The sequence below is a fragment of the Adlercreutzia shanghongiae genome, assembly GCF_035830635.1.
GTDB lineage: Bacteria > Actinomycetota > Coriobacteriia > Coriobacteriales > Eggerthellaceae > Adlercreutzia > Adlercreutzia shanghongiae.
This window is the reverse complement of sequence record NZ_JAYMFI010000009.1, coordinates 204,963-225,579: the sequence shown is the minus strand read 5'-3', so window position 1 is coordinate 225,579 and position 20,617 is coordinate 204,963. Positions and strand designations below refer to the sequence as shown.

Genomic DNA, 20,617 nt, shown 5'->3' with positions numbered 1-20,617 from the left:
AGGACGGTTCCTAGCGGGCGTTGTGGGCTTCGTAGAGCTTCTCGAACTCAGCGCCGTAGCCCTCGGGGGCCGGGTAAACCTTGGCCAACTGGGTCTTGTACGAAGAACCGTAGCCGCTGGGACCGAAGTCGCCCTGCACAGTGCAGCAGTTGATGTTGGACTCCCACAGACCAAAGAGCGAGGGCTCCTCGGCCGGACGCTCCGGGAACCACCAGCCGTGCTCGGCGCTGATGACGCCCTTGAGCATCGTGTCGGTGACGTGAGCGACCTCGATGGCCTTGCCGTGGGAATTCTCGATGACGGCCCAGTCGCCTTCCTTGATGCCAGCGGCCTCGGCGTCGTCCGGATGGATGGCGAACATCGGCCACTTGTGGAACTCGCGCATGGTGTGCAGCTGGCGATGCTCGGAGTGGAAGTACTCCCAGCAGCGGCGGCCGGTGGTCATGACGAGCGGGAACTCGGCGAACAGCTCCGGCGTGGAGACCGGGCTCTCCGGCGGCTCCTTGAAGTAGGGCAGCGGGTCCATGCCAACATTGTTGTACATGTTGCAGAAGAACTCGATGCGACCGGACAGCGTGTTGAAGCCGGGCTGGCCGTCGAAGCGGAGCTTGCCGGTCTTGTACTTGTAGTAGGTGAACTCGGGGTAGACGATGACCTTCTCGCGCAGCTCGCTGAAGGTGATCTGAATCGGCACGGTGGCCATGTTGTTCGTGCAGAACTCCAGCATCTCCGGCACGTCGTCCCAGTAGAACAGGTCGGGGTTCATCTTCTTGCCCAGCTCGAGCATCATCTGCTCGTCGCCGATGGCCTCGCCGGTCTGGGTGACCTTGGTGATGGCGCGCAGCGGGGTGTACCAGCCGCGGACGCCGTTGCGCTCGCAGCCCATGGCCATGGGGATGAACAGGTCGCCGATGGCCATGGCCGTCGGCGTCATGAACAGATCGCAGATGACGACATGGTCCATCTCCTTGAAGGCGTTGTAGATGCGGCGGGCCTGGCCGGCCATGTTCGTGAACGCCGTGGTGGAGCACATGAACAGCATCTTAACGGGATAGGGCTCGCCGGTCTCGCAGGCATCCAGAATAGCCTCGGGGATGGCGTGGCCGCCCTTGCCCTTGGCGTTCATGAGGCCCCAGTTGCCATCGTCGCCCAAACGTCCCTCGCGCACCTTCGGCAGGCCCTTGGCGACATTCTCGCGGATGTCGGACTGCACGTAGCCGAAGTTGATGCCGACAAAGCCGCCGGGGTTGTCGATATTGCCGGTCATAGCCTGGAGCAGCACGACGGAGTGAGCGGTGCCGTTGGCCTCCTTGTTCTGGTCGAAGGCAACGCCCCACTGAAGCGTGGTGACGCCGGCGGTGCCGATGAGGCGGGCGGCCGCGTAGATGTCCTCCGGGTCGCACCAGCAGATCTCGGCGGCGCGCTCGGGCGTCCAGTCGGCCACGCGCTCCTTGTACTCGTCGAAGCCGTAGCACCACAGGTCGATGAACTCCTTGTCGTAGAGCTCCTCCTCGATCATCACGTGGCCGATGGCCAAAGCCAGGGCGGCATCGGTGCCGGGGCGCACCTGGATGTACTGCTCGGCATGGGCCGCCAGCCACGTCACCTGCGGGTCGACCACGAACAGCTTCGATCCGCGGCGCATGCAGTCGATGATCCAGTGGCCGTAGAAACCGTCGGCGTTGGCGCGCAGCGGATTGTTGCCCCAGATGAGGATGAGGTCGGGACGACGGTACTCCGGATGATCGAAGCGGGCCTCGTTGAGCTGGCCGCAGTCGGCGATGAAGGTATCGCCGAGCACGGCGTTCATGCCCTGCATGCGAGGGGTGTAGCAGCAGTTGCCGGCGAGCATGCCGCAGTTGTCGTTGGGGGTGCCGAAAGCGCCCTGGCCGAGCACGTTGGACTGCCAGGTGGCGTTGCGGCCCGTGCCGGCACCGGTGCAGATGGACTTGGCGCCGTACTTCTCAGTGGTATCCTTGACCATTTCGGCGCACAGCTCGTAGGCCTCGTCCATAGTGATCTGCACCCACTTGTCCTTGCCGCGGTCGTCGCGGTCGCGCTTCATGGGGTGCAGGATGCGGTCGGGATGATACACGGCCTCGACCATGGCCAGACAGCGCATGCACAGACGGCCGTCGGTCACCGGCGAGTTCGGATCGCCCTCGACCTTGACGAGCTTACCGTCCTTGTCGGTGTAGAACAGAATGCTGCAGCCCTGGTGGCAGCCAGGGGCGGACCACTGGGTGCTGCGGGTGACCGTCAGATCGCCCTCCTGGTACTGCCAATCCTTTTTGTAGACCTCAGGATTAAAGCAATCTCTCATGCAAAACTCCTTCCAGAAACCTTATCTCTTCTTCTCGGCGCCGCGTGCTACTTGACGCGCTCGCCCTGCTTCTGAGCACGGGCCCAGACGCCGAGCATGATGAGGTTGTCGTCGGACACGACGTTGTCCTCCCCCACCTTGTGGTAGGTCATGCGCGTTTGAAGCTCTGCCGGATCGCGGAACTCATGACGGATGTACAGATCTCCGTCAAGCAGATACGCCTCCTTGGTCTCGAACATCTCGAGAGTCGGCTTGTATTTGTCGAGCAACTCTTGATTAGCCATCGAAGCCTCCTTTACAATGAACTTCACTTTCCAACCTCACGGCGTGTGGTCAGTCCCCCTCTCAGCCGTCTCGTCTATGTCCTTTCGCGTTTTCTCCGGTCGCGAAGGGTTCTTGACGAAGCGCAGTGTCCCACTATCATCTCCGGCGCACATCTGCCGTTGGGTATGATTGGGATGACGTCGCCTTAACACAGCTATGACCAGGATAAAGAAGGGTTCCTATGACTCAAAGTATTACTGGCTCCACCCCCGTGACCGAAGGCGCTTTCACCGAGAAGACCATGCGCGGCATGCTCGGCTACACGTTATTCATCACCTCGCAGCTCATCTGTCTTTACAGTCCGGTCCTTGTCACCGAGTCCACCTCCGGACCGGTCGTCTTCTGCCTTCTGCGCGCGCTCTCCCTCCTCTGCGCCGCTCTCACCTATTTCGCGCTCACGCGCCGCATGCGCGGGCTTGATCGTTTGGTGCGCGCACGGGGTCTCAAGGCCGGCTGCACCCTCGCCCAGCTTATCGTGCCGGCGCTCGTGGCCTTCGAGATGGCGACAGGGGCAGTTCCCCCTCTGGCCCTGTTCGCCATCGGCTGGGTCGTCTGGGGCTGCGCGCGGGCCCTGCTCACTTGCTCTTGGGTCGATGCGAAGAGCAACCTGGAGGAATCCTACGCCTCGAAGATCTCCTTTTGGTCCTACGCCGCGGCGGCCTGTCTTCTCTCGGGCATGATGCTGCTCAGCCATTGGCCGGCCCTAGCCGTACTCGTCATCACCATGGCCGCCTCCTGCCTTCTGCTTATGGCGGCGCCGACCCATACGAGCGCGCCCATGGACACCCAAGACGAGCAGTGGATGCGCAACCGCAGCAGCTTTTCTCCGCGCGGGTCCTTCAGCATGCTCGTGGACGGCATGCTCGTCGGCTTCTCCTCGGGCCTCATTCTCATCGGCGTGCTACGCGACAGCATGCCGCTCATCCTGGTGGGCGCCGGGTTCATCGGCTCGGCCGTGCTCTTCGCGCTTCTGCAGCGCTTCAAGGCCGAGGCGCTCTCGCTGTCTCGCGGGCAGCTGGTGTTTCTACCCGTCATCGTGGGCTGTCTTGTGGTCATGAGCTATTCGAAGTCGCCGGTGGTGAGCGTTGTGGCCATAGTGCTGTTCATCGTCGCCTATCTCTTCGACTTCGTGAACCACACCTCGCTGTCGCTGCGCGGCAACCTGCTCTCCGTCTCGCCGTCCTACTGCTACTCGAGGGGGCGCCTCTACATCGTCGCGGGACAGGCCCTGGGCTGGAGCCTGGCGGCCTTTCTGCTCTCATCGGTCGGACACGGGGCCGAGCCCTACGTGGCGACCCTGCTCGTAGTTCTCGTGTGCCTGCACATCGCCATCAGCGCCAAACCCGACGAGATGCTCGCCGACCGCCAAGCCGCCGAGCAGGAGGCCGCCGAGGCCGAGGCGCTCCACGCATTGGAAGAGGAGGCGGCCCTGCAGAGCGCGGCAACGGAGGTTTCGCCGGAAATCGCCGGCCATCGGTTCAAGAGCCGCTGTCTGCGTGCGGCGCAAGACTTCGACTTAACGCCCCGCGAGGCGGAGATCCTCTCCTATCTGGCCCGCGGGCGCAACGCGAAATACATCGCCGACCAGCTGTTCGTGGCCGAACGAACCATCAAGACCCACACCTATCACATTTACCAGAAGATGGAGATCCACTCACAGCAGGAACTCATCGATATCGTGGAGGATTCCGGCAACGCCGGAGAGGGCCGCTTCGACTGGTAGCTCCGCAAATGCTGTTACTCAGCGCGGCACAGAGAAGACTGGCCGCCCTCAATCAAGGTGAGAACGGCAAATCCCACACCGGCCACCAAAAGACCCGCCGATGGGCTCGCCGCGCCCAGAAGGGCGAACTCGATGCCGTTGAGAACCAAAGGCGAAAGCGATGACCCCAAAGCCACGCAGGCCAATACCACCGACACCGCCAGCGTCACCGAATGGCTGCTGACCGCGCGGGAGATGTAGTAGATGGTGCTGATCTGCTGAATGCCAACACCCACGCCAATGAGCACGCCGCCGAGCAGGATGACTACAAGGCTTTCGCCCAAGGAAGCCACCACCATGCCCAAAGCCAGAACGGCAAAACCGAAGGTAAGGGTGAAGCGCCCGAGCTTGCGCGACAGAGCACCGTAGAACACGCCTACGACCAGGGAGACGACGCTGATGGTGCAAGTCGCCACCGATACGTCCGCCGGGGTGCCAAGCGAGGCCCCCTGAACATGCAGGGCGATGTTGGTGTAGTAGCCGTACAGAAAAAGCGATGCCGTGAAGAACAGAGCGAACAGGTAGATCACCTTGGGTCGCGTAAGATCGTGCAAACCCTGGGAGCGGTGGGACCGATCGATGAACTTGCGGTCGAGCTCGCCGGCGGGCAGGTACTTGTGGGTCATCACGAGGATAGGGATGATGCCGAGATAAATAAGGAAGGCGTTGCTCCACCGGCCGAGGGCGAGAAAGCCGATGCAGAGGATGACAACCACCTCGCCGATGTAGTTGAAGGCCTGCTTGAAGCCGAGGACGCGGCTGCGCTCGTCGTTGTCGCTCCAGCGCTGGCAAATGATCGCATTGGCCAGAGGATGCAGAAAGCCCTGGCCCAGGCCGACCAGGCCGCTGCAAAGGAACATGGCCTCAAGGGGCGGCTGGGGAACCACCACGGGGATCATGCCGCCGATGAAGATGATGGCGAGGGCGAACTCCGCCAGATACTTCTTGCGGATATAAGCCGCGAGAACGCCCGCAAGCAACGTGCCGGGGACGCTGACCATGGGAGGCAGGGCGACAATCATCTGGATAACCGTCACGGGTACATCGGGATAGGAATCCCTGAGCACGGCAAGAATGGACGAGAAAGCCTGAAAGACGCTGTCGTAGACGGCGAAGCCGCATATCGGCACGAGCAGAATCGCGTAGCGGATATTGAAATAGGACCTCAGGCAATCGAGCAGATTCCTCACCGTTGCTACCCCCATAACGGCCATTGTCCATTACTTTACCGCACCTCGCGGGCTCCCTGCCCCGCGCGATGCACCTACCATGATGGCCGAACAATCCCCACACGTCTTGAGGCTCAAAGTATTCTTCTCGTCTGATACCGTCAGTATGAGCCCTTCCTTTCCCCTGATGAGGGGTCTGCTCATATTATTCTTTTGTTAGGATAGTATCGGAGGAATAATTTTCGAATTAATCTACTATTTGATATTGTCTACTAGTTGGCAGTGACGTATAATACGACTTGTCTGAAGCACAAAGGCCGGGAACGCGAGTTCCCGGCCTTCTCCTTTTCAAGGGGTTGCGTCTAAGTCCCTGCGCGGCTTAGAGCAGCTCCTGGGCGAGCCAGGGGCCGTACTCGCCGGACCACATGGATTCCAGCTGGCCGAACACCTGCGGCCAATCGAAACCGGCTTCGAAGAGTAAGTCGAGATACTGGCAGAATGCCGGGCCCTCGACCGTCGTGACGGCCGCATCCGCGCGGCGCGTGGCAGCGAAGGTGTAGGCGCAGGTGGGGCAGTTGGCCACCACGAGGTTAGCTCCAGCCTTACGCGGTTCCTCGTCGAGCACGCGGCGGGCGCGGCGATTGCAGATGGCGGCATCGACCAAGGACACCGCGCCGGCAGCGCCGCAGCAGATGGCGTCAGCGCCGTGGTGGGCGCACTCGACGCAGTCGCATCCCGAGAAGATGCGGCGCAGCGGATCGCCGAAGCGCCCGTCGCGGTCGTGGCAGGAATCGAACATCGTGAGCACCGGCGTCTCGCTCCCAGCCAAGGCCGCCAGCTTCTCGGGCCGCGGCTTCGTGCCGGATGCGGCCAAAAGCTCCGGCAGCGCGATGAGCTCCAGCGCTTCGGAGCCGGGAGCGCTCTCCCACTCGTCACGGCAGCCGGGGCACACGAAGACAACCCGCTTGATGCCGGCCCCAAGGGCCCTGTCGACCAGGGAGCGCTTGAAGGTATCGCAGCGGTCGGCGAATCCGCCCGAGCGCAGCGGGCTGCCGCAGCAGTCCACCGAAAGGGCCACGTCCATCCTCTGCCCCTTCAGCCACGCAAGCACCTCGCGAGTGAGCTCGGGAGCATAGCTTGCCAGGGTGCAACCGGGGAAGAACAGCGTGTCGGCGCCCCATTCGCGGGCGCTCCCCAACAAGGGCAGGTCGGTGTAGTAGATGCCGTAGACGGCGCGGTAGGCCGAGAAGATGTGCCACTCGCGATCGACCTGGGTCATGGTGAAGCCGTCCATGCCGGTAACGCCTGCCAGGGACAGAAGCTCGCGCAGGGCCGCGAACACCGGCCGTGCCTCGATGGCATCGGGGCACGCCAGCGTGCAGGATCCGTCCATGCAGCAGCGACGCACGGCGAAGACGAGATCGGGGCGCTCGGCAGCGAGCGCGGCCACGCCCTCGGAATCGCCCGCCTTTGCGAAAGCGGCGGCGAGGCCGCCCACGGTGAGGACCTCCCCTTCCGGCTGCAGCACCTCGCAGCGAGGCGTGCACACGCCGCAGCGGCGGCATCGGGCCGCCGCCGAGGAGACAGTTTCGTAGGCAGAATACCAGCTCACGGCAACCTCCTTCCCATGGGAAGCGGTTGGCACTCCCCATACATTTCGCAGCCGTCGCATTCCGAGGCAATCGGAGAGGCGATGTCGTCCCAGCCAAGCTCCTGAAAACCCAACGCGCGATAGAACGGAATTGATTCCCCTCGGGCCACCAGGCGCAGCTCGCCGAAGCGCTCGAGCGCCTCTTCCACCAAGGCCCGCCCCACGCCCCAGCCGCGCCAGGTGGCGCAGGTGACCACGGGGTTCACATGGGCCACGCCGTCATCGCCGCGGCGGATGCGCAGAAAGCCCACGGGCACGTCCTCGTCGTTGACGGCGACCCGCACAGCCTCCGCCGAGGGCAGCGAATCCATGCCCTCGGCAAAGGCGTAGGCGTTTAAGTAGGGCAAGTCGTCTTCGCGACCGTTGCGAATGGTGAAGGGGGCGCGTGTCACAGATTCCTCCTAGAACGGCGGCAGGTACACCTTGTCGCGGGACTGCGGAATGGCGCGGCGTCCCAGCTCGCGCAGGCCCTTGACCACGTCGTCCATGAGCGAGACGGGAATGCCCATCATCATGAGGGTGTCGTCCACATCCGACGAGGCGCGGCAGCCGTAGCAGCCGAAGGAGATGTTGATCTCGCCGGAGGTCATGGGGATGAGCGTGGTCTCGACGCACTGGGCGTTGTAGCCCGAGGCGTGGAAGTCGTGGCGATGTCCGGTGTAGTAGGACGTGGCCATGGAAAGCCACATCATCTGCTCCGGCGTGCCGATGACGGCCACCACCTCGGCTTCGCAGCGCGGGTCGTCCAAAGGACAGGTCACCGTGGCGCGCACCGAGCGCGACGGCAGGCTCGGGCGCTCGGCCACCATGCGACGGGCCGCCTCCACCGAATCCAGCTTGTGGAACAGGATGTAGAGCTCGCCCGAGGCGAGCTTCGCCGGAATGGGCGCGAGCCCCAGGATGGACGTGCCGTCGGGACAGGCGTGGCGGTTCACCGGCATCATGAGCGCGCGGCCGCGGCGGGCCGCCATAAGCGCCTGGCAGTAGCGCAGGCGCTCTTCGGGCAAGGGCACGTCGGGCAGAGGCTCGCCGGCCTTGATGAGCGAGATGGCCACGGGGTGCCAGCGCAGCCCGAGCACCTCGCGCAGCACGGCCGCCCACTCCTGGTAGCGCTCGCGCGTCTGTTCATCCAGCGGCGGGGCCACCGGTTCGTCGTCGGACGCTGCGGCCTGGGCCGTGGCCTCGATGCGGATGGCGTGGGTCGGGCACTGGCCCGAGCAGGTCTCGCAGCCCCAGCACGCCTCCTCGGCGGCGGCCACGGGGCGCCCGTCCTCCATGGCGATGACCTCCATGGGGCAGAACGCCGCGCACAAACCGCACCCGGTGCACAGGGCGTCGTCGAAGCGCACATGGTGGCTCACGGCGCTCGTGTCGGCGAACTGGGCCGCCTCCATCACTTCCATAGCCCCTTCGTGAAGGGCGATTCTCTCGGCCATTAGTCTCTCAGCTCCTCTTTGCACCAGGGGGCGTACACGCGCCGCCCGGCTCCGTCGGTCAAATGGTACGAGCAGAACGGGATGGCCCGCCCGTCGGGGGTGGTCACCATCATGGAGCACTCGCGCAGCCGCTGGATGTCCATGGTGTTGGCGTCCATGTAGTTCATCACGATGATGGAAAGCCCGTCGTGCACGGGCACGCCGCGGGAGGCCAGGATGTCGGGGATGACCGAGCCCTGGGGGCTGTCGGCATTGTAGGCGGCGCGGTAATCGTCGAAGGTGAGCGATTTCGTGGCCGGATAGAAGCCCGTGGCATGGTAGCGCTCGGCCGGCTCGCGGCGGTCGCGCACGAGGAAGGTGCCCGTGTCGCACAGCGGGTTGGAGCACCCCAGCGGCCAGAAGTCCTCCGCATCCAGAAGCCCGTCGGACTGCTCGGCCATCTTGAAGATGACGTCCCCCGCCGTAAGGGCGCTTTCCCGCTCGGCCTCGAAGCGACCGGAGGTGAAGGCCGGCTGCAGGGCGAGCCCCGCCACCACATCGGCGTTATCAAGGCAGAAGCGCAGAAGGTCGCCGAGCTGCCCGTCGTTGGAGCCGGACACCACGGCCACAGAGAGCACCACCTGGATTCCCGCCTCGCGGCACCGCTCGATGGCGCGCAGCTTCACGTCCAGGATGTCGCGGCCGCAGGTGGCCTCGTACACCTCGCCGGTCAGCCCGTCGAAGGACAGGTACACGCCGGTGAGCCCCGCTTCCACGAGACGCTCCAGATATCCTGGGCGGCTCGCGATGACCAGGCCGTTGGTGTTCACCTCGATGCCCCAGAAGCCCTTCTCGCGCCCCATGCGGATAATCTGGGGCAGATCGGCGCGGCAGGTGGGCTCGCCGCCGGTGAGCTGCACGGCCCCGTCGGTGCCCACGGCGCGGGCGATGACGTCGTACATGGCGCCGATCTCCTCCAGCGTCGGGTCGCCCGTAGGGTCGTCAGCGCTCATGAAGCACACCGGGCAGTGCAGGTTGCAGGCGCGGGTGACCTCGATTTCCAAAAGCGTGCCGCGCCGCTCGTGGCGGGCGCAGGTGCCGCAGCCGGCAGGACAGGGCGCGCCGGCAGGGCAGTTGGGCTTCGGCGCCGTCTTGGGCAGCGCCAGCGACTGCAGCCAGCGGTAGTGCGCGGCATCGGGCCAGATGCGCGTGCGCACCTCGCCGTGCTCGGGGCAGGTGCGCTCCATCCACACGACGCCCTCAACGTCCTCCGAGATAATCGCCGGCAAAGGCGCGAGGCACTCCGGACACAGCGCCAGCGTCTTTTCCATCAGCTTCTGTTCCATAACGTCCTACTTGTCGATGTACTGACGCGGGTCGTGATTCTCATTGGGGGGCGTGGTCACCTTGAATCCCATGAAGTTGATCCAGTCGAGCACGCGTCGGGGCACGAACAGGCCCTGGTGCGGAGCGGCCATCTCGATGGCGCGCAGGCAGGAGATGGCGTGGGCCAAGTCGTTGGCCTCGTCCACATCGGCCACCGGGGGCAGGTAGGCCGAAGGGACGCCGGCCTCCTTCAGCTTCTCCACGTAGGCATCGAGCGCCGCGCGGCCGTTCACGTTGTAGTAGACGCCCTGGTTGTCCATGGGCGTCTCGGCGCACCAGCCCACAAGGGAGGTGCCGCACTCCTGGCAGGGCGCCTGCACGAAACCCGGCGTGCCCAGAGAACGGAAGTAGTTCAGCCACTGGAAGGCCTGGGTGATGTGGCTCTTGGGCAGGGTGGGAATATCGCCTCCCACCGAGACCACCGTGTCGTAGCCCAGGGCGAACAGCTGCGAGAAGGCGTCGTCGAAGTGGTCGTCGAAGGTGGCGCCGGCATCGGTGAGGTAGTGCACCTCCAAAGGCCACGGGCCGATGGCCTCGAACGTCTCGCGCATGCGCTCGACGTTCTCGGCAGGCGTGGTGGACACGAAAAAGTCGTAGATGATGGCGTCGGCCTTAGGGTCGGCGGCTACGAGCGCGTCGTTTTCCTGCTGCAGCTCGATGAGCGCGTGCATGGCAAGCTCGCTCACGTCGTACAGGCTCCGGCGGAAGAACTCCGCGGCCTGCTCCGGGCTCAGGATGCCGCCGTGCTCATGGGTCAGCCGCGTCTTCACGAGACCGGGCAGGGGCGGCTTGCTGAAGATGAGCAGGGCGCATTTGCGTTGGGTCATGAGATCCCGTCCTTTCTCAAAGACTTGTCGTATCCGTATCGTCTTGCCAGCCGAGACGCCCCGCATAGGGCCTCAAGCGGCAGGGAATCGCGTTGTAGCTCCAGGTGCCGATGAGCGGCTCGTCTTTGGCGCACACCGTGAGCAGGTTTGCGTTGGACTCCTCCATGGCGCCGAAGTGCGGCGCGGCCGGGTCGTCCTCGGGACGCCACCAACCGTAGTCGGCGCTCACCGTATCGTCGCGCATGGGGGCGATGTCCAGCAAAAAGCGCGCCGTGCCGGCCACGGTCTCAAGTTCCACCGCCTCGCCCGCGACAAGCCCGAGGCGCGCCGCCGTGGCAGGGCTCACCGTGGCCTGCGGCGCCGGGCACTGGGCGCGGAAGCGCGGGTTCTCGAAGTACATCGAGGCATTATAGGGCTGGCGGCGGGCTCCCGTCACCAAGATGAGCCGCTCCCCCGCCCCGGGCGCCTCCTCACCCAGGCGCCCGGCGAGCACCGGCTCGGGCACGCGCGGGCCGCCGAAGCGAGGAAGAAGCTCGCTTGCGAGCTCGATCTTGCCCGTCGTGGTGGCAAACCCCCGGGGCGCGCCGTCACGCCCAAGCTGCTCGTGCTTGCGCGGCGTGGGCGCGGGCCAGTACAGGCCCGTGGCGCAGAACTCCTCCCAGGAAAGGCCCGTGGGCGCCAGGCTCGCGGCGAAGGCCTCTTCCAAAGTCTCCTCGGGCCACGCGTCCTCTTGGCCCAGGCGCAGGCCCAGCTCGCGGAACACGTCGTAGTCGCGCTTGCGTTCGTAAAGGGGCGCCACCGCAGCGGGTCCGCCGTAGGCCGCGTTGGCCACGCCGCCGTGCACCTGCAGCACCGGGCGCTCGAGGGCTCCGGCCGCGGGCAGCACGTAGTCGGCCAGAGCCGCCGTGGGCGTCATGTGGTACTCGAGCACCACGAGCAGATCGAGCCCTTCCAAAGCCCGGCGTACCCGCAGCGAGTCGCCGTAGGTGAGCAGCGGGTTGGTGGCGTTCACGATAAGGGCGCGCACCGGATAGGGCTCGCCGGTCTCCATGGCGGTGAGCACGTAGTCGGGCAGAGCCGAGGTGAGATAGCGCATGGGCGGCGTGCGCCCGAGCTTCTCGGTGAGCGCGCGCAGGGCATCGTAGCCGTCGAAGCTCTGAAGCGGCGTGCGCCCGCGGTTGAGCGAGGCCTCCCAGCACCCTTCGGCCACCTCGTCGCTCTGCTCCATGACAAGCTCGCTCACGAAGTCCGGCGCCTCGGCCAGAAGGCAGCTGCCCGGCACGTCCACGTTGCCCGTGACGGCGCGCAGACAGCAGATGCCCCGGTGGATGTGGGGCACGGCGCGACCCAGCTGGTCGATGCCGCGGCCCGACACGATGGCCGCCGCCCGGGCGCGCCCGAACAGTCGCGCGGCGCGGCGGATATCCTCCGCGGGAACGCCGCACACCTGGGCGACCTCCTCAGGGGTCCAGGGGGCCACGGCACGGGCCAGCTCGTCGAAGCCGTGACACCAGGCTTCCATGAAATCGTCGTCGGTAAGCCCTTCGTCGATGATCACGTTCAGAAGGCCCAAGGCCAGCACCGCGTCGGTTCCCGGGCGTACCGGCAGCCACACGTCGGCGATCTCGGCCGCCTCGGTCTTGCGCGGGTCCACCACCACGAGCGACCCCGCGCCGGCGGCATAAGCCTGGATATGGGCCCAGAAGGCGGAGTTGTCGGAATGGGCCGGGTTCGTGCCCCAGATGAAGAGGCACTCGGTGAGGCCGGCCACGATGTCGGCCTCCACAGTCCAGCCGAAGGTGACCATGTCCATCCAGATGCGCGGATTCCAGCAGATCTGCCCGATGCCCATGTTGTTGGGAGAGCCGAAGCGGTTCATGAACCTATGCAGGGGCCAAAAGGAGCAGTGGGGGCCGCCGATGGCGCTCGCCAGGGTGGCAGGCCCGTGCTCGGCGGCCAGATCGGCCAAGCGCGCCGCGATGTCGTCTAAGGCCTCGTCCCAGCTCACGCGCTCCCACTGGCCGCTCCCCCGCTCGCCTTTGCGGCGCAGCGGGAAGTTGATGCGGTCGGGGGCATCGAGGGCCTCCACGTTCATGGGCCAGCGCTTGCAGGAGGCCATGACCGAGGCGCCGTAGGGGTAGCGCGCGGGGTCGGGGCGAAGCTTCGTCACGCGGCCGTCCTCCACCGTGGCGATGACGGCGCAGTCGTAGCCGCAGTACTGGCAGTTGCTCGGACGCTCCTCGATGCAGCTCACAGGGCACCTCCCGCGCACGGGGACAGGCTCATGAAGGCCCGGCCGTCGCACCTTGCCCTCTCGCCCTCGTCTTCCAAGAGAAAGCGCAGGGCCATAGGGCGGGCAGACGCGCGCCAGTCCATGGGATAGTCGCAGATGAATTCCAAGTAGTGAACCACCGGCAGCGCCTCCTGGGCCAAAGCGAGCGAGGGCGCGCAGCTCATGCAGGCCGTCACCAGGGCGCTCGCACCGTGGGAGGCCGCCTCGTCGCCGCGCCGGGCCCCTTGGGCGAGCGCCGCCTCGAAGCGGCCGGCCGCCCGAGCCGCAGATCCGCAGCAGCGGGACGAGGGCATCAGGTTCTCTTCGATAAGCAGGGAATCCGGCAGCAGGGCGCGCACGCCCCTTCCGAAGCCGTAGCCATCGCGGTCGGGACAGGAATCGTGCACCCACAGGCGCATCTCGCCGTCGGCGGCGCGTCTCTTGGCCTCAAGCACGCGGGCCACGACATCCTCATCGATACGGCAGCCCATCTCGGCCAGCACCCGGGGCAGCGGCGCCACCTCAACCGCCGGCGCGCCCTCCCCTCCCGAAAGGGCGCGCTTCAAAGCGGCGGCGCAGTTCGGGCACGCGGCCACGATGCGCTCGACGCCCGCTGCGGCCACCGCGGTGCGCAGGGCCTCGTCTGCGGCGGCGCGCCGGACAGCGCCGTCCTCCTCGAAATCGAGGATCTTGCCGCAGCACAGAAGCGAGGTGCCGTCCGCGACCCCCGCCTGCGCGAGGAAGTCCGCCAGAACGGAGACGAGCGCCGGGGCGTAGTTCAGCAGCGAGCATCCGGGGAAGAAGACCGACGGGGACAGGTGCCGGTCTTCCCCCTCGGATACGCGCGCCGTGTTGCCATCGGGGGCCACGGCGATAACGGCGCCGGTCAGCGCGTCGGTTATCCGGATCTCGTCCATGGCCGAAGCCCCCTTTCGTTGTGCGGGGCGGGGCGCCGCGCTCGGCTTTGCGCCCCGTCCGTCGTGTCAAGTCAAGCCTAGTACAGGTTCTTGCCCTTTGTCCAGGCCGTAAGAAACGCCGCGTCCTTCTTGGGAAGGCGCTCGTAGAAGCGCTCCTCGCCGGGGATGGGGGCGCGCTCGTCGGAGTAGACGCACAGGTAGCGCAGCAGCAGACCGCCGCAGAGCACCAGGATGGGCGCCAGAATCTCGGAGCCGGCAGAACCCGCCGCCAGGATGTAGAGCAGAAGGGGCAGAACCAGGCCGCCGAAGATCATGCCGCCCCAGAACAGGGGGGCCGTCTTGCCGCGCACCCAGCGCTTCGCCACGGCCTGGGCCGTCACATTGCCCGCGCCGTAGAAGCTCAAGACCATGATGAGCAGCACCGTGATCTCGGCCACGACGAGCACGATGTCCACCACGTGCACGATCTCGTGGATGAGCTCGGCCACCACCGCGCCGATAAGGTTCACGTCCACAGCCCCTCCCAACGACAGCGCGATAGCCGCGCAGGCGGTGGAGAGCGCCGAGACGGTGAACAGCACCGGGAGCGCCGGCGTGGCCCAGAAGGCGTGGGCCTTCAGCGTGGAGAGCATGACGCCGGTGTAGACCATGATGCCGAAGCCGGCGATACCGGCGATGCCGAGCATGATCGGGCGGATGCCCTCAAGGGCGACCGCCAGACCGAAGGTCCATTCCCAGCCGAGCACGTACAGGTAGCTTGCCCACCACACGAAGCCGAAGATCATGGCCACGGACAGCAGCACCGCGCCCCACTTGATGATGGCGGTCTTGGTGGTGAACACGCGCCAGAACACCGGCGGCTGCCCCAGCTCGAAGACGAGGAAGAAGCAACCTAAGGCCAGCGCCGCCAGGGCGAAGAACACCGGCGCGAAGAACAGCGGGCCCGCGCCCGGGGTGATGATCAGATCGAACAGGGCGGACAAGAAGAAGATGCCGCCGCCCAGGCCGCCCAAGAACAGGTAGATGACAATGGGGGCCTCCCAGTAATGATGCTTCATCGCGCACCACCTCCCATCTCGGGAATGTAGTAGATCTGCGGGTCGGTGCCGAGCTCGGTGAAAATGCGCTCGGTATAGTTGGTGTTGATGAGCTTCGACACCTCGCTCTCGGGATCGTCGATATCGCCGAAGATGCGGGCGCGCTGGTGGCAGGTGGCCACGCAGTAGGGCTCGGCGGCGGGGTCGGCGGCGCGGCGGCTGCGGCAGAACGTGCACTTGCGCACGTACTGGTCGAAGCGGGGCACCATATGGGACACATCGCGCATGCCGTAGGGGCAGGCGTTCACGCACACCTTGCAGCCCATGCACTTCTCGTAATCGACCCAGACGGTGCCGTCGTCGTCCTGCTGGCTGGCGCCGGTGGGACAGCACGGCACGCACTCGGGGTTGGCGCAGTGCATGCACTGGGTGGGCGTCCAGGTGCGGTACACGTCGGGGAAAGTGCCCTTCGTGCCCTCGGACACCACGGGGTTGTAGATGATGTCGAGAGGAAGATCGTTCCACGTGCGGCACGCGACGGTGCACGACTGGCAGCCGATGCAACGGCTCTGGTCGACGACCATGACGTAACGGGTCATAGCTTAGGCTCCTTCCTCTTCATCGGCGGCAGATGCGGCCTGGGCCTCTTCCGCCTCAACGGGACTGTACTCCATGGTATAGCGCGCACCGTCGTCGGCCACGAGCTGCCCGGTGGCTCCATCGTAGAGCCAGCCGTAGTAGGCCTCGTGGTAGGCGCCGGTATCGGGATCGAGCAGCCAGCCGGAGGCCGGGTCGTACACGTAGGGCTTATCGCCCAGCTGCGCATAGCCCGCCTCCCTGTTCCACGTCAGCTGCTCGGGCACCTCATAGGGCGCGTCCTGGCCCGGATAGCAGCGCACGCCGGCAACGAAGGTGACCTCTTCGCGGGCCATGTCGTAGTACTTGCCGCTCTCGTCGTCGACGAGCAGCTCGAGCTCGGGATCGTAGCGCCAGCCGGTGTAGGCGTCGTGGTAGCCCTTGGTGCGCGGGTTCACGAGCCAGCCGGACTCGTCCAGACGGAAGTGGGTGCCGGCCTGGTAGAGCTGGCCGTTCTGCCACACGCGGTAGTAGCCCTCGGGAGCCGGCTCCATCTCGGGGGCCTCGAAGGGCACCTTCTCGCGGGCCAGATGCTGCTCCGACGGCATGACGGTGACGCCGGGCTCGGCCGAATCACCGGGGATGGACCATTGGGCGTCGGCGGGCTTGTAGTCGTGGTCGAGCTCGGTGCACTTGTACACGCGGCAGAGCAGGCCGCGGTTGGCCCAGGAGCCGCCCATGGGGTCGCAGTCCCAGTCGTCCACGGAGGTGAGCACGTTGGTGTTCGACTCAAGGCAGCCGAAGGGGTTGTCCAGATCGGCCGAGCCGTCGCGCTCGGGGAACCACCAGCCGCGGGGGCAGTACACCACATTGGGATGGATCTCCGGGCTCACGTTGGCGCGCATCTTGATGCGGCCGCGGCGCGTCTCGATCCAGCACCAGTCGCCCTCGGCGATGCCGAGCTTCTCGGCCAGCTCCGGGTTCAGCGTGTAATAGGGATCGGGGTACAGATAGCGGATGGAGGGCATCTGGAAGTGCTCGGAGTGGTGATACGGCATAAATCCGCCGCCTGTGGTGAGCACGATGGGGTACTTCTCCGCCACCTCCGGATCGTCGATCTCGTTCTCGGAGCAGCCAATGTAGGTGGGCATGCCCGCATAGCCCAGCTCGCGCAGGATAGAGGAGTTGCACTCCACCTTGCCCGAGGGCGTCCAGAAGCCGCCGTTGGCCACGTACTTGTTCTGGTGCAGCGGCGGGTAGTACATGCGGTAGTTGTCGACGAAGTCGTTGTAGCAGCTGATGGCAAGGCCCAGCGGCTTGAGGATGTGGTAGTAGGCCTCCTCCTCGGTCTCCCAGGGCCACATATCCGGGTCCTGGCCGCAGGCCAGGCCGAGCTTGCGCCAGAAGGTCATGTCGGTGTGGCGGTCGTAGAGCGGCTGGATGGCGCGCTTGCCGCCGAGGAACGAGTCCGTGGCGCCGTAGTGGGTCACGATGGTCGGGCGCTCCAGGGCACCGGCGGCCGGGAACACGTAGTCGGAAAGCAGGGCCGTGGGGGTCATCCAGTACTCCACGGTGACGAGGAACTCCACCTTCTTCAGGGCCTCCAGCGTCATCTTCGCGTCGCCGTAGGAGTTCACCGGGTTGGTGGCGTTCACGATAAGGCCGCGAATCTGGTAGGGGTCGCCGGTGATGATGGCCTTGAAGACGCTGGGGCCGTGGGCCTCGCAGAACCACTCGGCCGGAAGCGTCTTGCCCCAGGTGCGCTTCGCGTTATCGGAGATGAGCGTGTAGCCGGGCCAGCTCGTGAGCTTGAACTTGTCGGAGCCGATCTGCTTGGCCTTCTGCTCCTCGGGCAGACACTCGTTGGCCTCCATCTCCTCGTCGGTGAGGAAGTTCAGAGCAGGGCCGGGCATGCCGTCGCCGCCGGGCACATCCAAGTTGCCGCAGATGGCACGCATGAGGGCGAGCGTGAGGCTCGTCGTGGTTGAGGCGGTGCCCAGCTGGTCCCAGGTGCAGCCCCACTGGATGCAGCCGGGCTTGTTGCCGGCGTACATGCGGGCCGCCGTGCGAATCTGGTCCGGGGTGAGCCAGGTAAGCGGCGCTGCCCACTCGGGGGTGTAGTCGCGCACGTGCTCGCGCAGCTCCTCGAAATCCTGGCACCAGTCGCGCACAAAGGCGAAGTCGTACAGGCCCTCGTAGATGATGGTGCGCAGCATGGCCAGCGCCAGCGCCGAGTCGGAGCCGGGGCGCAGCGGCAGCCACAGATCGGCCTTGGAGGCCGTCTCGGAGTAGCGCGGGTCCACCACGATGATCTTCATGCCGTTCTTCTGCAAATCGGTATAGCCGCGCATGGCACCGAGCGACGAGGCGCCGGGGTTCATGCCCCACAGCATGACGACCTTGGCCTGGCCCAAGTCGGTCTCGAAGGGCGACCAACCGGCCACGCAGGTTTCGGCCATAAACGTGGGGATCCAGCACAGAAGCGCGTTGTGGAAGCCGTTGGGGCTGCCGAACTGGTTCATGAAGCGGCGGCGCGCCCAGTCGTCGGTGCGCGTCGTGCCGCCGGCCGTGGCCACGGCCTCGGCGCCGGACTCTTCCTTGATCTGGTTCAGGCGCTCGGCCACCTCGGCGATGGCCTGGTCGTAGGGAATCTTCTCCCACTTGCCCTCGCCCTTCTTGCCCACGCGCTTGAGCGCGTGGTTGATACGGGCCGGGTGATTCAGATGCAAAAGGGCGCTGTTGCCGCGGCAGCACAGGCCGCCTTGGTTCGAGTAGTTCGGATCGCCCTCGATCTTAATCACCTCCCCGTCTTTCACGTAGGCGAGGACGCCGCAGTTCGCGTGGCAGAAATAGCACAGCGACTTGCGCATCTCAACGCCGGGGGCGTGGATGTCAATCTCGTTCCCCATGGGCACTCTCCTCTTCTCTCTCTTTCCTTGGGCCCGCCCACGCGGGCTTCATGCGGCTCATCGGACGCCTTGGCCGGCACCCTCCGCCGCGCACTGGTCTACCAAAAGCCTCATACATATAGTAGACCATATCTATGACAGATACTAGACGTAATCAATGTTAGACAGGGTCTTATAGTTGCCAACGGCGGAAAGTCCAGCTTAACAACGTGACCGTTCGCGAAAATAGGACGTGCGGTATGAGATCGGAGGGCTTTCTCGCTCTACCTGCTCATACTCTTTGACTGAGTCTTTCGATTGCGGTGAATTATTTGACCTAGTCAAGTATTTACTGCCATAAGTGAACTTCCAGGGAAGTAATTTCTGCCGCGTAACCGAGCTGCACGAGAGCTCTCGCAAATTTCTCATGGCAAAATGTTTGACATAGTCTATTATTGCAACAGTGCAAAATTTGAGAGAGTCCAGGAGGCTGCCTTATGTGGCATGCGTGCAACCCGAAATCCGATGACGACCTGAAGCAGTGCGCCGAGTTGGGCAAGTCCCTCTCGCGCATGTCGCAGCCCACCATCCTCACCGTGCTGGCCGAGTCCAAAGAGCCCTTGCACGGCTACGTCATCGTGCAGAAGGCGGCCGCCTCCCCCATGTTCGGCGGTAAGAAGCCGGACCCGGCGGGCATCTACCGCACCCTGAAGAAGATGGAGGAAGCGGGCTTCGTCTCCTCCGAGTGGGACACGCCCTCATCCGGTGCCGCCAAGCGCCTGTTCTCCCTCACCTCCGAGGGCCGCGCCGCCCTGCGCCGCTGGATCGACGCGCTGGCCTGCTACATGGCCACCATCCAGGAGCTGCGCGAGGAGGCCTCAGCGGCGCTCGCCATTCCCGTGCCGGCCAAGCCCATCTGCCTGGGACACGACGAGTAGCCGCAAAGGCTGCAACGACATTCTATGGGCATCGCAGAGAATACTGACGGAGCGCTTCGCCCCCTAGAGGGCCGCGCCATCGCCACGGCCTTGGGGCCGCGTCCGATCATGGTTATCGGCACTGCCCGCGACGGTCGGGCCAACTTCGCCCCGGCCGCTTTCTGCGCGCCGCTCTCCTACGACCCACCCCTGGTAACCCTGGGCTTGAAGCCAACTTCTTTTACCTGCGAGACGCTTGAGCAGGCCGGCGCCTGCACGCTCTCCACCGTGGACGCCGATGCTGCCAAGGCCGTACTGTGGTGCGGATCGCGCTCCGGCCGCACCACCGACAAGAGCGCGGGCTTCCCCTGCGCCTGGACAGAGGGGGAAAGCCCGCTCCCCTATCCTCGAAACGCCCCCAGCGTCATGGAAGCGCGCGTTCAATCCATCACCGAAGCCGGCGACCACCGCCTTTTTATCCTGGAAATCACCAAGGCCGCCACGCGCCTGGCCGAAACCGAAGAGGGCCGCCTCGACACCGAGCCGACCCTCCTGTGCCTAGAGCACTCTACCTTCGCCTGTGCCAAGCAAATTTTTTAGGTACTCTTCCACGTTCACGTACTCTACTTCGCCTTCTTTGAAGGACGTGCCGCGATACAGCACGCGCTTGGCCACAATGGGACCGAAGCGGTGCTCGGTCTGGGCGCACTTCCCGTCTTCCACAAGGAAGCGGTACTGCTGGGGCGTGGCCTTCGCGCTATGCTTTATCTCGTATATCTCGCAGTGCGCCGCATTAGGGTCGAACACCACCACCTTATCGTGGGGCTTCCTCTCCAAGAAAGCACGGAGCTTTCCGTAGAGGGCACGCTTCTTAAAGCTTGCAACCGAGGCTGCAAACTCACGAAGCTCCTCCCCGACGAGGACAGAACCTTTGAAGGCCTCCGCACGAAAAGGCGCCTCCCGCTGCCCGACTTCGGCGAGCTCTTGCTCAAGACGCTCGCGAAGATCGATTTGCTCTCTGAGGCCCTCTACTTCATCGCGAGGAACGTAAAGCTCGCGTCGCTTCCCGTCCTCTTACACGCGAAGATACCAGGACTCACGCCCCTTGACAGTCTTCTTCGTCAGAGAGCCCATCGGCAGACTCGCAATCTGC

The 20,617-nt window shown here is 65.2% G+C and carries 17 protein-coding genes; 3 read left to right on the top strand and 14 right to left on the bottom strand.

Going from position 1 to position 20,617, the window contains the following annotated elements:
• Positions 1 to 10: 10 nt before the first annotated feature.
• Positions 11 to 2,323 (bottom strand): molybdopterin-dependent oxidoreductase, encoded by a 2,313-nt coding sequence (locus VJ923_RS05750; protein ID WP_326439460.1) that lies wholly within the window; start codon positions 2,321 to 2,323, stop codon positions 11 to 13.
• Between the two features lie 47 nt (positions 2,324 to 2,370).
• Positions 2,371 to 2,607, bottom strand: a complete 237-nt coding sequence (locus VJ923_RS05745; RefSeq protein ID WP_326439458.1) for a hypothetical protein — start codon at positions 2,605 to 2,607, stop codon at positions 2,371 to 2,373.
• Positions 2,608 to 2,828: 221 nt separating this feature from the next.
• Between VJ923_RS05745 and VJ923_RS05740 the strand changes: the two genes are divergently transcribed.
• Positions 2,829 to 4,370 (top strand): helix-turn-helix transcriptional regulator, encoded by a 1,542-nt coding sequence (locus VJ923_RS05740; protein ID WP_326439456.1) that lies wholly within the window; start codon positions 2,829 to 2,831, stop codon positions 4,368 to 4,370.
• 14 nt (positions 4,371 to 4,384) lie between these two features.
• Here the strand turns inward: VJ923_RS05740 and VJ923_RS05735 are convergent, their stop codons facing one another.
• The 11 genes from VJ923_RS05735 to VJ923_RS05685 all read right to left on the bottom strand — a co-directional run bounded on the left by VJ923_RS05735 (position 4,385) and on the right by VJ923_RS05685 (position 18,568).
• On the bottom strand, positions 4,385 to 5,623 hold the full coding sequence (locus VJ923_RS05735; protein WP_326439454.1) for an MFS transporter: 1,239 nt from the start codon (positions 5,621 to 5,623) through the stop codon (positions 4,385 to 4,387).
• Between the two features lie 334 nt (positions 5,624 to 5,957).
• Positions 5,958 to 7,190, bottom strand: a complete 1,233-nt coding sequence (locus VJ923_RS05730; protein ID WP_326439452.1) for a (Fe-S)-binding protein — start codon at positions 7,188 to 7,190, stop codon at positions 5,958 to 5,960.
• On the bottom strand, positions 7,187 to 7,621 hold the full coding sequence (locus tag VJ923_RS05725; RefSeq protein WP_326439449.1) for a GNAT family N-acetyltransferase: 435 nt from the start codon (positions 7,619 to 7,621) through the stop codon (positions 7,187 to 7,189). Before VJ923_RS05725 ends, VJ923_RS05730 begins: the two co-directional genes overlap by 4 nt.
• Before the next feature lie 9 nt (positions 7,622 to 7,630).
• A complete protein-coding gene (locus tag VJ923_RS05720; protein ID WP_326439447.1) occupies positions 7,631 to 8,665 on the bottom strand; it encodes a DUF169 domain-containing protein in 1,035 nt (344 codons plus the stop codon).
• On the bottom strand, positions 8,665 to 9,990 hold the full coding sequence (locus VJ923_RS05715) for a radical SAM protein (protein WP_326439445.1): 1,326 nt from the start codon (positions 9,988 to 9,990) through the stop codon (positions 8,665 to 8,667). The genes VJ923_RS05720 and VJ923_RS05715 overlap by 1 nt, the downstream gene beginning before the upstream one ends.
• A 6-nt stretch (positions 9,991 to 9,996) precedes the next feature.
• Positions 9,997 to 10,857 (bottom strand): TIGR04282 family arsenosugar biosynthesis glycosyltransferase, encoded by an 861-nt coding sequence (locus tag VJ923_RS05710; RefSeq protein WP_326439443.1) that lies wholly within the window; start codon positions 10,855 to 10,857, stop codon positions 9,997 to 9,999.
• Positions 10,858 to 10,873: 16 nt separating this feature from the next.
• The gene (locus VJ923_RS05705) at positions 10,874 to 13,111 is read right to left on the bottom strand and encodes a molybdopterin-containing oxidoreductase family protein (RefSeq protein WP_326439441.1); all 2,238 of its coding nucleotides are present in this window, start codon (positions 13,109 to 13,111) and stop codon (positions 10,874 to 10,876) included.
• Positions 13,108 to 14,046, bottom strand: a complete 939-nt coding sequence (locus VJ923_RS05700) for a (Fe-S)-binding protein (protein ID WP_326439439.1) — start codon at positions 14,044 to 14,046, stop codon at positions 13,108 to 13,110. The genes VJ923_RS05705 and VJ923_RS05700 overlap by 4 nt, the downstream gene beginning before the upstream one ends.
• A 77-nt stretch (positions 14,047 to 14,123) precedes the next feature.
• Positions 14,124 to 15,104 carry an NrfD/PsrC family molybdoenzyme membrane anchor subunit gene (nrfD, locus tag VJ923_RS05695; RefSeq protein WP_326439437.1) on the bottom strand — a complete coding sequence of 327 codons (981 nt, stop codon included), beginning with the start codon at positions 15,102 to 15,104 and terminating at the stop codon, positions 14,124 to 14,126.
• Positions 15,101 to 15,682 carry a 4Fe-4S dicluster domain-containing protein gene (locus tag VJ923_RS05690; protein WP_326439435.1) on the bottom strand — a complete coding sequence of 194 codons (582 nt, stop codon included), beginning with the start codon at positions 15,680 to 15,682 and terminating at the stop codon, positions 15,101 to 15,103. Before VJ923_RS05690 ends, nrfD begins: the two co-directional genes overlap by 4 nt.
• Before the next feature lie 3 nt (positions 15,683 to 15,685).
• Positions 15,686 to 18,568, bottom strand: a complete 2,883-nt coding sequence (locus VJ923_RS05685; RefSeq protein ID WP_326439434.1) for a molybdopterin-dependent oxidoreductase — start codon at positions 18,566 to 18,568, stop codon at positions 15,686 to 15,688.
• A 476-nt stretch (positions 18,569 to 19,044) separates the two neighbouring features.
• On the opposite strand from VJ923_RS05685, the gene VJ923_RS05680 reads away from it, so the two are divergent.
• Positions 19,045 to 19,485 carry a PadR family transcriptional regulator gene (locus VJ923_RS05680; protein WP_326439432.1) on the top strand — a complete coding sequence of 147 codons (441 nt, stop codon included), beginning with the start codon at positions 19,045 to 19,047 and terminating at the stop codon, positions 19,483 to 19,485.
• A gap of 24 nt (positions 19,486 to 19,509) precedes the next feature.
• Positions 19,510 to 20,064, top strand: a complete 555-nt coding sequence (locus VJ923_RS05675; protein ID WP_326439430.1) for a flavin reductase family protein — start codon at positions 19,510 to 19,512, stop codon at positions 20,062 to 20,064.
• Here the strand turns inward: VJ923_RS05675 and VJ923_RS05670 are convergent.
• Positions 20,023 to 20,301 carry a hypothetical protein gene (locus tag VJ923_RS05670; RefSeq protein ID WP_326439428.1) on the bottom strand — a complete coding sequence of 93 codons (279 nt, stop codon included), beginning with the start codon at positions 20,299 to 20,301 and terminating at the stop codon, positions 20,023 to 20,025. The genes VJ923_RS05675 and VJ923_RS05670 overlap by 42 nt on opposite strands.
• Positions 20,302 to 20,617 lie beyond the last annotated feature (316 nt).

Coding starts and splice junctions, on each gene's coding strand:
- VJ923_RS05750 (WP_326439460.1), bottom strand. CDS start 2,323: ATGAGAGATTGCTTTAATCCTGAGGTCTACAAAAAGGATTGGCAGTAC.
- VJ923_RS05745 (WP_326439458.1), bottom strand. CDS start 2,607: ATGGCTAATCAAGAGTTGCTCGACAAATACAAGCCGACTCTCGAGATG.
- VJ923_RS05740 (WP_326439456.1), top strand. CDS start 2,829: ATGACTCAAAGTATTACTGGCTCCACCCCCGTGACCGAAGGCGCTTTC.
- VJ923_RS05735 (WP_326439454.1), bottom strand. CDS start 5,623: ATGGCCGTTATGGGGGTAGCAACGGTGAGGAATCTGCTCGATTGCCTG.
- VJ923_RS05720 (WP_326439447.1), bottom strand. CDS start 8,665: ATGGCCGAGAGAATCGCCCTTCACGAAGGGGCTATGGAAGTGATGGAG.
- VJ923_RS05715 (WP_326439445.1), bottom strand. CDS start 9,990: ATGGAACAGAAGCTGATGGAAAAGACGCTGGCGCTGTGTCCGGAGTGC.
- VJ923_RS05710 (WP_326439443.1), bottom strand. CDS start 10,857: ATGACCCAACGCAAATGCGCCCTGCTCATCTTCAGCAAGCCGCCCCTG.
- VJ923_RS05700 (WP_326439439.1), bottom strand. CDS start 14,046: ATGGACGAGATCCGGATAACCGACGCGCTGACCGGCGCCGTTATCGCC.
- nrfD (WP_326439437.1), bottom strand. CDS start 15,104: ATGAAGCATCATTACTGGGAGGCCCCCATTGTCATCTACCTGTTCTTG.
- VJ923_RS05690 (WP_326439435.1), bottom strand. CDS start 15,682: ATGACCCGTTACGTCATGGTCGTCGACCAGAGCCGTTGCATCGGCTGC.
- VJ923_RS05685 (WP_326439434.1), bottom strand. CDS start 18,568: ATGGGGAACGAGATTGACATCCACGCCCCCGGCGTTGAGATGCGCAAG.
- VJ923_RS05680 (WP_326439432.1), top strand. CDS start 19,045: ATGTGGCATGCGTGCAACCCGAAATCCGATGACGACCTGAAGCAGTGC.
- VJ923_RS05675 (WP_326439430.1), top strand. CDS start 19,510: ATGGGCATCGCAGAGAATACTGACGGAGCGCTTCGCCCCCTAGAGGGC.